Consider the following 11,844-nt stretch of genomic DNA (forward strand, 5'->3'; position numbering starts at 1 on the left):
GGGTAGAATTCATATCGGGCAAGGTGGTGTTCGTGTTGTAAATTGTGTTTCTCGATAACTCACATTTTATCAATCACTTACGGCATTCTTGCCCTTTTTTATGCAAAATTCAGGCTAGGTTCAGGAAATATCGCTGGCACTCTGCAGTGCGCGAGTGGCGCAGCGCAATCTTTGCATAGATAGGCATCGCCTGTAGCGGGCCAGATTCGCGGGTGCGTAATCGGTGTCGAAACGAACGATCGCCATAGCGCCCAACTGCACTTGGGCCCGTTGTGATCTAGGCGGCGCCGTCGATCGCCAGAAAGCAAAAAGCCCACGAACGTGAATTCGTGGGCTTGATGGGTATTCGTGGTAGGCCGTGCGGGATTCGAACCTGCGACCAACGGATTAAAAGTCCGCTGCTCTACCAGCTGAGCTAACGACCCGAAGAGGCAGAATTATAAACGACAGATCGCGTTTCCGCCAGCGCGTATTTTAGAAAAGCAATTACGACAACGCCGCCGTCACTTTCAGGATCTCTTCGGCCGTCGTCACACCCTCGACGACCTTCAGCGCGCCGGCGATGCGCAGCGGCTTCATGCCATCGGCTACGCTTTGCTGGCGCAAGGCCAGCAGGTCGGTCTCTTCACCGATCAGCTTGGTGAAGCCTTCCGATATCGTCAGCAATTCGTAGATGCCCGTGCGGCCGCGGTAGCCGGTCTGGCGGCACTCGGGGCAGCCGATCGGCCGGTAAATCGTGGCCGGCTTCGGAATGTTCCAGGCGCCGCCAATGCTGTGCCAGACGTCGTCGTTGATCTCGCCGTCGGGCGCCTTGCATTCGATGCACAAGGTGCGCACCAGGCGCTGCGCCAGGATGCCGATCAGCGTCGCTTCCAGCAGGTAATGCGGCACGCCCAGTTCCAGCAGGCGCATCACCGCCGACGGCGCGTCGTTGGTGTGCAATGTCGACAGCACCAGGTGGCCGGTCAGGGCGGCCTGGATCGCCATCTCGGCGGTCCCGAGGTCGCGGATCTCGCCGACCATGATGATGTCGGGATCCTGCCGCATCAGCGCCTTGACGCCGTCGGCAAACGACAAGTCGATGCCGGGCTGCACCTGCATCTGGTTGAATGACGCTTCCACCATCTCGATCGGATCTTCCACCGTGCACACGTTGACTTCGCTGGTGGCGAGCGCCTTGAGCGTGGTGTACAGCGTCGTCGTCTTGCCCGAACCGGTCGGCCCCGTCACGAGGATGATGCCGTGCGGCCGCGTCGTCAGGCCGTCCCATCGCTTGGCGTCGTCGACCGGAAAGCCAAGCTCCGGCAGCGTCTTGACCACCACTTCCGGATCGAAAATACGCATCACCAGTTTTTCGCCAAACGCGGTCGGCAACGTCGACAGGCGCAGCTCGACCTCCTGGCCGCCATTGGTGCGCGTCTTGATGCGGCCGTCCTGCGGGCGCCGCTTTTCGATCACGTCCATGCGCCCGAGCAGCTTGATGCGCGCCGTCATGGCGATCATCACCACCGCCGGCACCTGGTAGACCTGGTGCAGCACGCCGTCGATGCGGAAACGGATCAGCGCGACGTCGCGCTTGGGCTCGAGGTGGATGTCGGAGGCGCGCTGTTCGAACGCGTATTGCCACAGCCAGTCGACGATGTTGACGACGTGCTGGTCGTTGGCGTCGAGCTGCTTGTTGGACTTGCCGAGCTCGACAAGCTGCTCGAAATTGCTGCGCAGCGCCAGGTCCTGACCGTTGGCCTTGTTCGCGCTCTTGATCGATTTCGCCAGGCTGAAGAACTGCCCGATGTACTGGGCGATGTCGAGCGGGTTGGAGATCACCAGCTGAATCTTGCGGCGCGAGATCTTGGCGATTTCCGATTCCCAGTCGAGCAGGAACGGCTCGGCGGTGGCGACGACCAGCGTGGTGGCGGTGAGGTCGAGCGGCAAGATGTTAAAGCGCGCGGCGTAGCCGGCCGACATGACGTCGGCCACCTTGGTGAAGTCGACCTTCAGTGGATCGATGCGGACAAATTGCAGGCCGACCTTGGCGGCAGTCCACTCGGACAACACGTCCAGGGTCAGCAGCCGGTGCGGGGGCTGCGCCGACACCAGCTTGCACTGGGCGATGGCCGACAGCGGATGCATCGAGCCGGGGGCGTTCTTCAGGATGCCCTGCGCCTGCGCGAAGTGGGCCTTGACGCCGGCCTTCTCGACGATGCCGTCGGCCAGCATCCAGGAGAACAGGATTTGCAGGTCCAGCGATTTGGGCAACGCAGCCCGTGGGCGCGCGGTGGTTGTTGCCGCCGCGCCTGCCGCGGTCTGGTCTGGATTCAAAGCGTGTTCTCCGTTAAGCGCTACTTACTGTGCTGACTTGATGCCCTTGACCCACGATTTGGCTGGCAGCTTGGTGGCGGCGACGATCGCGGCCGCGCGTTCGGCGAGGGTGTCGGCGTCGACGTCAGGGCGGCTCTTGAAGCACAGCGCAACCACATTACCATCATGCACTTCCGGCAAGCAAATGACGTGCTCGAAGCCATACTTCATGGCTTTGATGTTTTTCGCGAAGCTGGGGTGGTCGCCGAACAGGTTGACCGTCATGATGCCGCCCGGCGCCAGGCACGCGCAGCAGGAGCGGTAGAACTCGGGCGTATCGAGCACCGGACCGCGCGCGGTGGCGTCGTACAGGTCGCATTGCAAGACGTCGAAGGCGCCCAGGTTGGCCGGATCGTCGACGAAGTCGAGCGCGTCCATCTCGAGCACCTGCAGGCGCTCGTCATTTGGCGGCAGCTTGAACATCGACTCGCACACGGCGATCACCGAGGCATTGAGCTCGACGGCGGTGACGGTGGCGTCGGGGAAGTTGCGGTAGCAAAATTTGGTCAGCGTGCCGGTGCCCAGACCCAACTGGGCGATGGCGCCCGGCGCGTCGAGATACAGCATCCAGGCCATCATCTGCTGGGCGTATTCGAGCTCGGGCCAGTCGGGCTTGCGGATGCGCATCGCGCCTTGCACCCACTCGGTGCCGAAGTGGAGATAGCGCACGCCGTCCTGTTCGGACAAGGTCACGGGCGCAAACTTGGGTTTGCGCGCCGGGCGGCGCGACGATTCGACTTGTTCGATGGATTTTCTTCTGATAAGCATAGGGCGACCTGATTCGATCGCCCTATTATCGTTGGAGGGGTTCCCCTAGCGCAAGCAGAACCCGTCCTGAGCCGGCGCCGGGGCGCCCGCCGGCTTACTGCCTCTGATCAGGCTCGACCGATACGCGCAGGCGGATGCGCTGGCCAGGGTCGCGCGCCATCACGGTGGTGTAGTTGCGGCCGCGGTAGTCATACGTCACTTCGTAGCCGTTGGTGCGCGACTCGTAGGATTCGACCGTGCGGCACTGGCGCACAGCCTGCTCCTGCACGCCCTGCGGCTGATTGATGTTGCGGCCGTTGTTGTCGACACGGTCGCCGAGGACGGCGCCGGCGATGGCGCCGACCGCGGTGGCGGTGGTGCGGCCGGTGCCGCCGCCGATCTGGTTACCGACCAGCGCGCCGGCGAGGCCGCCGACGATCGAGCCGCCGACGCTGCGCGGCTGCTGATACTGCTGGACCGGCGCCTGGATGTATTCGGTGCGGCATTCCTCGCGGGGCTCACGGACTTGTTCAACGCGCGGCTGAACCCGCACGACGCGGCCAAAATCTTCGAATTCGACTGCCTGCACCATCGGCAGGGCGCACAGGCCCATGGCGGTGACGATCAACTTGGTCTGCATGTTCATCTTGAACCTCGTTCTATGTGGGGGTGTACTGGATTAGCCGATGCGGCCATGTTCATAATATTAACGCGACTTGAAGGCGATAACGATCCCACATGGCAACAAGATGTAACAACAGGTCAAGCATTCGGCGGCATTTAACATCACTGCGCCTCCTAATTTATCGTAAAGCATCGCGTTTTTTTACAAATATTTCGCCTTCGATCACATTCGGGTTGATTCAGTTACCACAAAACGTTACCCTTACAGAAAATTGTAGAGTCTATTGGCGGTAAGCAACGATCAAATGGGAGAACGGCGTTTTGTACAAGGACGCAACGCACAGGGAATTACGCAATCAGAAACCACCGGTAGCTACAGGTCGACTTGAGGGAATAATGAATTTGTTTTTAACAGTGCCGCCTAACCTTGTGCAATCCATTCGCGCTTTCCGTGTCGTGGAATTGCAGGAGGAAGCCGTTCGCCTCGGGCAGCATTTTCTGTATGCCCATTGTGCCGACGCGCTGACGAAGCAGCAGGTGTGCGCCCGCATCGGCGAAAACTTTCATTTTCCTAAGCCTTGCAGCAAGAACTTCGACTCGCTGCGCGAGTGCCTGACCGAGACGATCAACAAGGCGGGGCAGCAGCCGGGGTTTATCGTGGTGCTCGAGCAACTGCCCAACACCCAGAAGTTCGACAAGGAAGCGCGCGAAACCTTGCTGGACGTGTTTCGCGATGCTGCCGATTACTGGGCGGAGAAGAAGGTGCCGTTCCGGGTGTTTTACTCGTTCGAGTAAGTCCTCACTATTCATTGCTCTTTATAAGTGGTGGGGCTTCCCGTACAGGCGGAAACCCTACCATTTTCGAAGCACCACCCACCCCGCGCTACAACTGTCGTGGTGCAGTGCAACAAATTTCACCTTGTATATGGGCCGCGACTGCTGGTCAGGGTACAATGCGCGCTATGAAAAACATTGTGATCCTAATTTCTGGTCGCGGCAGCAACATGGAATCGGTAGTGCGCGCGTCGCAAGCCGAACAGTGGCCGGCAAGGATCGCAGCAGTTATCAGTAACAAGGCGGACGCCGCCGGACTGGCTTTTGCCAAGGCCAGCGGCATTGCGACCGCCGTCGTTCCAAGCAAGGATTTCGCCAGCCGCGCCGAGTTTGACGCGGCGCTGGCGCAGGCAGTCGACGCGTTCGCGCCCGACCTGGTGGTGCTGGCCGGCTTCATGCGCATCCTGACGGTGCCGTTCGTCGAGCACTACGCCGGCCGGATGATCAATATCCACCCGTCGCTGCTGCCCGATTTTCCAGGGCTGGCAACGCACCGCCAGGCGCTCGAGGCCGGGGTCGCCAGGCATGGCGCCTCCGTCCACATCGTCACCACCGAACTGGACCACGGCCCGGTGCTGGGACAGGCCGAAGTGGAAGTGTTGCCGGGCGACACGGAAGCGACCTTGGCGGCGCGCGTGCTGGTGCAGGAACACAACCTGTATCCGCGCGTCATCCGCGCATTCATCGAAGGCCGGCCTGGCGCCGGCAGCGGCACGGCCGCATAGACACAACACGTAGTTAACCAAGGAATATCATGAGATTGCCTCCAGCGATCCTCGGCAATACTGAAGAAGTATTGCGCGAGATCTTACGTTTTTCGGCGCCGGCCGACACCACTTTGTCGCGCTACTTCAAGGACCATCCGCGCCTTGGACCACGCGAACGCGGCGCCGTCGCTGAAGGCATCTACGCCATTTTGCGCAACAAGTCGTTCTTCACCGACTTCGCCGAGGCCGGGCAAGAGTCGACCATGCGCCGCCTGACCATCCTCGGCCTGGCCGAAGCGGTCGGCGCCGACGCGCTGGCCGGCCTGACCGAAGAAGAGACCGAATTTCTGACCCGCATCGCGCAGATCGACCGCAAGCTGATGCCACCGCAGATGCGTTCGAACTTGCCGAAGTGGTTGTTCGACAAGTTCGTCGCCCAGTATGGCGAAGCCGAAACGCTGGAAATGGCCCACGCGCTGAACCAGCCGGCGCCGCTCGACCTGCGCGTCAATTCGATCAAGGCGACCCGCGAAGACGTCATCGCCAAGCTGGCCGAAGCGCCGATCGCCGCCGTGCCGACGCCGTTCGCACCGCTCGGCTTGCGCGTACTGAAAAAGCCGTCGCTGCAGAACCTGCCGCTGTTTAAGGATGGCGCGATCGAAGTGCAGGACGAAGGCAGCCAGATCCTGTCGCAGATCGTCGGCGCCAAGCGCGGCGAGATGGTCGTCGACTTCTGCGCCGGCGCCGGCGGCAAGACGCTGGCGCTGGGCGCGCTGATGCGCAACACCGGCCGCCTGTACGCGTTCGATATTTCCGAGAAGCGCCTTGCCAAGCTGAAGCCGCGCATGGCCCGCAGCGGCCTGTCGAACGTGCATCCGGTGCAGATCGCGCACGAGCGCGACGCCAAGGTCAAGCGCCTGGCCGGCAAGATCGACCGCGTGCTGGTCGACGCGCCATGTTCGGGCCTGGGCACCTTGCGCCGCAATCCTGACGTCAAGTGGCGCCAGAAGGTCGAAGCCGTCGCCGAGATGCAGGAAAAGCAGGCAGCGATCCTCGACAGCGCGGCGCGCCTGCTCAAGGGCGGCGGGCGCCTGGTGTACGCCACCTGCAGCCTGCTGACCGAAGAGAATGATTTCATCGTCGAGCAATTTCTCGCCGCCCACGACGAATTTGAACTCGTGCCGATGAGCAAAGTGCTGGCCGAGCAAAAGATCGATCTGGAAATGGGCGACTACCTGAAGCTGCTGCCGCACAAGCACCAGACCGACGGCTTCTTCGCCGCGGTGCTCGAGCGCAAGCCGATGGCGCCGAAGCCAGCCAGGGTCAAGCCTGAAGACGAGACCGACGGCGACGCCGACAGCGAAGCGTAACCAGCCGCGGGGCGCCCATGCAGATGTCAAAGTTGCTGTCCGACCTGCTCGCCGATCTGCGCGAGCCAGGCGTGTTGTGGCAGGCCGGCGCCATCGCGCTGTGCATTCTGGTCGGCTGGGGGCTGGCGCGCTTCCTGCGCAACCGCTACCTGCGGCAACTGAGCGGCGAAGAGGGCACCAGTGGCACCGTGCGCCGCATCGGCGTCGAAAGTTTCGCCAGAGTGCTCAGCCCGCTGTTGATTCTCGGCCTGCTGGCGCTGGCGCGGCTGGTACTGGCGCGTTATCACCACATCAACCTGCTGAATGTGACGCTGCCGCTGTTTTCCTCGTTCGCGGTGATCCGCACCGCGTTCTACCTGCTGCGGCGGGTGTTCGCCCGGCATGGCCCGGTCGGTGCCGCCATCCTGACGTTCGAAAAAATCTTCGCGCTGCTGGTGTGGCTCGCGGTGGCGCTGTACATCCTCGGCCTGTGGCCGGACATCATCGAGTACCTGGAGACGACGCTGCTGCCGATCGGCCGGCACAAGGTGTCGCTGGCAAATATCTTGCAGGCGGCCGGGTCGGTCGTGGTGCTGCTGATGCTGGCGCTGTGGGCCGGCGCCGCGCTCGAAGAACGCCTGATGGGCGTGCAGAGCATGCATTCGTCGCTCAGGGTGATCCTCGCGCGCATGAGCCGCGCGGTACTGATCGTCGTTGCCGTGCTGTACAGCCTGACCTTGATGGGGCTGGACCTGACGGTGCTGTCGGTGTTTGGCGGCGCGCTCGGCGTCGGTCTCGGTCTCGGTTTGCAAAAGATTGCCAGCAACTATGTGTCCGGCTTCGTCATCCTGCTCGAGCGCAGCCTGTCGATCGGCGACATGATTTCGGTCGACAAGTATTCGGGCAAGGTCACGCGCATCAATGCCCGCTACACGGTGCTGCAGGGCCTCGACGGCGTCGAGACGGTGTTGCCGAACGAAATGCTCATTTCCGGGCCGGTGCAAAGCCAGTCGCTGTCGAGCAGTTCGGTGCGCGCCTCGACCAGGCTGACGGTGTCGTATGGCAGCGACCTCGACGTCGTCATCCCGTTGCTGGAAGGGCTCGCGCGCGAGGTGCCGCGCGTGATGGAAACGCCGGCGCCTGGCGTGTCGGTCAACAAATTTGCCGCCGACGGTTTCGAGCTCGAACTCGGTTTCTGGATCAGCGATCCGGAGAACGGAACGGGCGGGGTGATCTCCGACGTCAACAAGCGTATTTACAAGCTGGTGCAGTCGGGCGACATCAAGCTGACACAGGCCGGGCTCGATCCGCGCGTGATCGATGCGCTTCTCGCATCAACAGCCGCACGAAACTCACACACTGTCACCAATTGATACGTGTAAATGTGCCGTGCGACAGGGAAACGCGTAAAATGTGACGCTGTGTGACCGCTTCAAAGAAAGCGGCTAGCGACGGCAAAAATCCACATTGGAGCATTAATGAATTTGTTAAGTAATACGGTAGACGCTGTTCTCGGTTTCCTCGACGGCGGCCTCGTCGGCCTGTCGGGTTGGCAGGTGTTTTTCTACACTCTTGCAGTGACGCACATTACGATCGCCAGCGTAACCATCTACCTGCACCGTCACCAGGCGCACCGCGCGCTGGAGTTGCACGCCATTCCGAGTCACTTCTTTCGTTTCTGGCTGTGGCTGACCACCGGCCAGGTCACCAAGGAATGGGCGGCGATTCACCGCAAGCACCACGCCAAGTGCGATACCGAGGAAGATCCGCATAGCCCGGTCACGCGCGGCATCAAGAAAGTGCTGTTCGAGGGCGCCGAGCTGTATCGCGCGGAGTCGAAGAACCTGGAAACCATGGAAAAATATGGCCATGGCACGCCGACCGACTGGATCGAACGCAACGTCTACACCCGCTTCAGCTGGCAGGGCGTCGTGCTGCAGCTGATCATTAACGTTGCGCTGTTCGGCGTCATCGGCATTACCATCTGGGCTGTCCAGATGATGTGGATCCCGATCACCGCGGCCGGCATCATCAACGGCATCGGCCATTACTGGGGCTATCGCAACTACGATTGCGCCGACGCGGCCACCAACATCATTCCTTTCGGCATCCTGATCGGTGGTGAAGAGCTGCACAACAATCACCACACGTTCGCGACGTCGGCAAAACTGTCGTCTAAATGGTACGAATTCGATATCGGCTGGCTGTATATCCGCATCCTCGAAACCTTCGGCCTGGCCAAGGTACGGCGGGTCGCACCGGAGCCGAAGTTTGCGCACGGCAAGTTAGTCGCGGACTTCGACACCTTGCAGTCGGTCATCGCCAACCGCTACGACGTCATGGCCAAGTACGCCAAGTCGTTCAAGCATGCGTGGCACGAGGAAGTGCCGCACCTGCGCCAGAAGCCGGAACTCGAAGACCGTTTCCTGAAGTCGTCGCGCAAGCTGTTGCAGCGCGAGCCGGCCAAGTTGGAAGCGTCGCACAAGCAGCAACTCGTCGAGCTGTTTGAGCACAGCAAGGCGCTCGAGACGATGCACCACATGCGCGTCGAGCTCGGCGCGATCTGGGAGCGTTCGCACTTCACGCGCGACCAGCTGCTCCATCAGCTGCAAGACTGGTGCGCGCGCGCCGAAGCGTCCGGCATCAAGTCGCTGCAGGAGTTCTCGCTGCGGCTGCGCAGCTACGCGTAAGCAGTACGCGGCATGATCGACAATGGCCATCTTCGGGTGGCCATTTTTACGTCCGGCGCCCGACTCGCTAGCGGCGCATCATCAGCGCCTTTGCCGCCAGGCCGGCGGCAAAGGCGCCGTAGACGACTGCCAGCGCCGGCTTCGACAAGCGCATTTCGTAGCCTGGCTGCAGCCTGTGCGGCGTCAGCTGGTAGTCGGTGAAGCAGGCCGCCGCCGACGTGGCCGTTGCCGCGGCCAGGGTTGGCGCCGGGCCCATGCGGTCGAGCAGGTCGCCCATGCAGCGTTCGAACAGCACCGCCCAGAACGTGGCGCTCAAGTGATGAATCACCTACCCGGTGGCAGGGTAGCGCAGCGACGGCCCGTCGTGGCGCGCGGCCTTGTCGCCCCAGACCCAGTGGCTGATGGCGTTGGTCGGCGCGAACGTGCTGTCGGTGCCAGCCTTGCCCAGAGCGGCGAGGGCGGCAGTCGATAGTGCGCTGGCGACGGCGCCCGACAGCAGGCCGCGGCGCGTTGCAGTGTTCCAGTCTTCGATGGCATCCTCCGATCTTCAGTGATATTGAATTCGGCGTCGTCCACGGCATCTATCGATAAGGCGAAAGGGACATCGATGCGCATTTTGCTGACGGGGTGTAGCGGCTTCATCGGCCAGCGGCTGGTGGAGTCGCTGCTGGCTGACGGTCATGAGCTTGTCTGCGCCGTGCGTCGTCGGAACATCAGCGAGCGTGCTGGCCTTGCCTACATCGATGTGGACTTCGCCAGCGATACCGATAAATCGGTATCGCTGGCGCGCCTCGACGGCATTGACGCGGTGATCAATACCGTCGGCATCTTTCGTGAAACCGCCGGGCAAACTTTCGCCGCCTTGCATACCGGCACGCCGCGCGCGCTGTTTGCCGCGTGCGCCGAATCGCCCGGCGTCGCACTGGTGGTGCAGGTGTCGGCACTGGGCGCCGACAGCGATGCAAGCACTGCCTATCACCTCAGCACGAAGGCAGCCGACGACTTCCTGGCGGCGTTGCCGCTGCGCTCGTGCATCGTGCAGCCGTCGCTGGTGTACGGCCCTGGCGGGGCCAGCGCGCGCGCCTTCAAGACGCTCGCCAGCGTGCCGATTTGCGTGCGCTTCGGCAGCGCGCCGCAGCTGGTGCAGCCGGTCCATGTCGACGACGTCGCTGCCGCCATCGCCGCTGTGCTGCGCGATCCTGCGCGCACGCCGGCGCGCATCGCGCTGGTCGGCCCGGCGCCGATGGAATTTACCGGCTATCTGGTCGGCGTTGCGCGCGGCGATGGGAATGGGCAAGCTGCGCGTGCTCAACTTGCCGGATTGGGCAGCCAGGCTGGCGGCGAAGGCGGCGCGCTTTCTGCCTGGCTCGTTTCTCGACGAGGATGCCTTAAGCATGCTCAACCGCGGCAATAGCGCCGATGCCGGCGCCATCACGCACCTGCTGGGCCGTCCGCCGCGGCCGGTGCGCGAGTTCATCGTCGCGCCGTCGGCCGAGAGCGCGCAGGCCAAGCTGAACTGGCTGCTGCCGCTGCTGCGCTCGGCGATTGCGCTCGTGTGGATTGTGACCGCGCTGGTGTCGGCGGGTCTGTATCCGGTCGCCGACAGTTACCGGCTGCTCGAGCGCACCGGGGTGCCGCCCAGCCTGCAGCCGCTGATGCTGTACGGCGCCGTCGGCTTCGACCTGGCGCTTGGCCTGGGGACCTTGCTGCTGGCGCGGCGCCGCTGGCTGTGGCTGTTGCAGATCGGGCTGATCCTGTTCCATTCGGTGGTGATTGCCTGGAAGCTGCCGGAATACTTGTTGCATCCGTACGGCCCGCTGACGAAGAACCTGCCGATGTTAGTGGCCATCTGGATGTTGTACAAACTGGAGGAAAAATAGATCGATTACGTCACGCTCAACTGGCTGCACATTCTGTCGTCCACTTTCCTGTTCGGCACCGGCATCGGATCGGCGTTCTACATGCTGTTCGCCAATATCAGCCGCGACGTGCGCGCCATTGCCGTTGTCAGCCGCATCGTCGTCGTTGCCGACTGGCTGTTCACGGCCACGACCATCATCGTCCAGCCGCTGACCGGCTACTACCTGGTGCGCATCGCCGGCTTTGCAATGAGCAGCCGCTGGCTCGCCTGGTCGATCGGACTATACGTGCTCGCTGCCGCCTGCTGGCTGCCCGTGGTCTGGCTGCAGATGCGCCTGCGCGACATGGCGGTGCAGGCCGCGCGCGACGGCAGCGCGTTGCCGCCTCGGTACTGGCGCTACTTCAGGCTGTGGATCGCGCTCGGCATTCCGGCGTTTTTCGCCTTTGTCGCCATCTTCTACCTGATGGTGGCCAAGCCGGTCTAGCCGGCGGCGCAAGCGTCGGGATGCAGCGCGCAAACAGGCTCCTCGCGGAGCCTGTTCAGTTTGCCGGTAGTGCTAGCCTGAATTTTGCATAAAAAAGGGCAAGAATGCCGTAAGTGATTGATAAAATGTGAGTTATCGAGAAACACAATTTACAACACGAACACCACCTTGCCCGATATGAATTCTACCC

At 62.3% G+C, this 11,844-nt stretch carries 12 protein-coding genes and 1 tRNA gene; 8 read left to right on the forward strand and 5 right to left on the reverse strand.

Annotated elements, in window-relative coordinates:
- Positions 1-349 precede the first annotated feature (349 nt).
- The 4 genes from ACP7DD_RS25985 to ACP7DD_RS26000 all read right to left on the reverse strand — a co-directional run bounded on the left by ACP7DD_RS25985 (position 350) and on the right by ACP7DD_RS26000 (position 3,751).
- A tRNA-Lys gene (locus ACP7DD_RS25985) sits at positions 350-425 on the reverse strand.
- Positions 426-486: 61 nt separating this feature from the next.
- Positions 487-2,217, reverse strand: a complete 1,731-nt coding sequence (locus tag ACP7DD_RS25990; protein ID WP_426178247.1) for a GspE/PulE family protein — start codon at positions 2,215-2,217, stop codon at positions 487-489.
- 126 nt (positions 2,218-2,343) lie between these two features.
- Positions 2,344-3,126: a methyltransferase domain-containing protein gene (locus ACP7DD_RS25995; protein WP_426178231.1), complete on the reverse strand. Its 783-nt coding sequence runs from the start codon at positions 3,124-3,126 to the stop codon at positions 2,344-2,346.
- 94 nt (positions 3,127-3,220) lie between these two features.
- Positions 3,221-3,751: a glycine zipper 2TM domain-containing protein gene (locus ACP7DD_RS26000; protein ID WP_426178233.1), complete on the reverse strand. Its 531-nt coding sequence runs from the start codon at positions 3,749-3,751 to the stop codon at positions 3,221-3,223.
- A 374-nt stretch (positions 3,752-4,125) separates the two neighbouring features.
- Here ACP7DD_RS26000 and ACP7DD_RS26005 point away from each other — a divergent pair, with 374 nt between their 5' ends.
- From ACP7DD_RS26005 to ACP7DD_RS26025, 5 genes are all read left to right on the forward strand, one after another.
- Positions 4,126-4,524, forward strand: a complete 399-nt coding sequence (locus ACP7DD_RS26005; protein ID WP_426178234.1) for a barstar family protein — start codon at positions 4,126-4,128, stop codon at positions 4,522-4,524.
- A 167-nt stretch (positions 4,525-4,691) separates the two neighbouring features.
- Positions 4,692-5,288 carry a phosphoribosylglycinamide formyltransferase gene (purN, locus tag ACP7DD_RS26010; protein ID WP_426178236.1) on the forward strand — a complete coding sequence of 199 codons (597 nt, stop codon included), beginning with the start codon at positions 4,692-4,694 and terminating at the stop codon, positions 5,286-5,288.
- 29 nt (positions 5,289-5,317) lie between these two features.
- Entirely contained in the window at positions 5,318-6,640 is a 1,323-nt protein-coding gene (locus ACP7DD_RS26015; protein ID WP_426178238.1) for an RsmB/NOP family class I SAM-dependent RNA methyltransferase, read from the forward strand.
- Between the two features lie 17 nt (positions 6,641-6,657).
- Positions 6,658-7,992, forward strand: coding sequence for a mechanosensitive ion channel family protein (locus ACP7DD_RS26020; RefSeq protein WP_426178240.1), 1,335 nt, complete (start codon positions 6,658-6,660; stop codon positions 7,990-7,992).
- Between the two features lie 105 nt (positions 7,993-8,097).
- Positions 8,098-9,309 carry a DesA family fatty acid desaturase gene (locus ACP7DD_RS26025; RefSeq protein ID WP_426178241.1) on the forward strand — a complete coding sequence of 404 codons (1,212 nt, stop codon included), beginning with the start codon at positions 8,098-8,100 and terminating at the stop codon, positions 9,307-9,309.
- Positions 9,310-9,376: 67 nt separating this feature from the next.
- On the opposite strand, the gene ACP7DD_RS26030 is transcribed toward ACP7DD_RS26025, so the two are convergent.
- Entirely contained in the window at positions 9,377-9,625 is a 249-nt protein-coding gene (locus tag ACP7DD_RS26030) for a hypothetical protein (RefSeq protein ID WP_426178242.1), read from the reverse strand.
- Positions 9,626-9,916: 291 nt separating this feature from the next.
- Here ACP7DD_RS26030 and ACP7DD_RS26035 point away from each other — a divergent pair, with 291 nt between their 5' ends.
- Genes ACP7DD_RS26035 through ACP7DD_RS26045 form a run of 3 tightly spaced genes read left to right on the forward strand, consistent with a single transcriptional unit; the run spans position 9,917 to position 11,654 of the window.
- Positions 9,917-10,723: an NAD-dependent epimerase/dehydratase family protein gene (locus tag ACP7DD_RS26035; protein ID WP_426178243.1), complete on the forward strand. Its 807-nt coding sequence runs from the start codon at positions 9,917-9,919 to the stop codon at positions 10,721-10,723.
- On the forward strand, positions 10,704-11,189 hold the full coding sequence (locus tag ACP7DD_RS26040) for a DoxX-like family protein (protein ID WP_426178245.1): 486 nt from the start codon (positions 10,704-10,706) through the stop codon (positions 11,187-11,189). Before ACP7DD_RS26035 ends, ACP7DD_RS26040 begins: the two co-directional genes overlap by 20 nt.
- Complete coding sequence (locus ACP7DD_RS26045; RefSeq protein ID WP_426178249.1) at positions 11,190-11,654, forward strand: DUF2269 family protein; 465 nt, start codon at positions 11,190-11,192, stop codon at positions 11,652-11,654. It abuts the gene before it with no gap.
- The last annotated feature ends 190 nt before the right edge of the window (positions 11,655-11,844 follow it).

The sequence above is a fragment of the Massilia sp. TWR1-2-2 genome (genome assembly GCF_049897565.1).
GTDB lineage: Bacteria > Pseudomonadota > Gammaproteobacteria > Burkholderiales > Burkholderiaceae_D > JAFCUW01.

Excerpts from the sequence above, each read along its gene's own strand:
- ACP7DD_RS25990 (WP_426178247.1), bottom strand. The coding sequence starts at position 2,217 with ATGCTGGCCGACGGCATCGTCGAGAAGGCCGGCGTCAAGGCCCACTTC.
- ACP7DD_RS26015 (WP_426178238.1), top strand. The coding sequence starts at position 5,318 with ATGAGATTGCCTCCAGCGATCCTCGGCAATACTGAAGAAGTATTGCGC.
- purN (WP_426178236.1), top strand. The coding sequence starts at position 4,692 with ATGAAAAACATTGTGATCCTAATTTCTGGTCGCGGCAGCAACATGGAA.
- ACP7DD_RS26005 (WP_426178234.1), top strand. The coding sequence starts at position 4,126 with ATGAATTTGTTTTTAACAGTGCCGCCTAACCTTGTGCAATCCATTCGC.
- ACP7DD_RS26020 (WP_426178240.1), top strand. The coding sequence starts at position 6,658 with ATGCAGATGTCAAAGTTGCTGTCCGACCTGCTCGCCGATCTGCGCGAG.
- ACP7DD_RS25995 (WP_426178231.1), bottom strand. The coding sequence starts at position 3,126 with ATGCTTATCAGAAGAAAATCCATCGAACAAGTCGAATCGTCGCGCCGC.
- ACP7DD_RS26040 (WP_426178245.1), top strand. The coding sequence starts at position 10,704 with ATGCTCAACCGCGGCAATAGCGCCGATGCCGGCGCCATCACGCACCTG.
- ACP7DD_RS26035 (WP_426178243.1), top strand. The coding sequence starts at position 9,917 with ATGCGCATTTTGCTGACGGGGTGTAGCGGCTTCATCGGCCAGCGGCTG.
- ACP7DD_RS26025 (WP_426178241.1), top strand. The coding sequence starts at position 8,098 with ATGAATTTGTTAAGTAATACGGTAGACGCTGTTCTCGGTTTCCTCGAC.
- ACP7DD_RS26000 (WP_426178233.1), bottom strand. The coding sequence starts at position 3,751 with ATGAACATGCAGACCAAGTTGATCGTCACCGCCATGGGCCTGTGCGCC.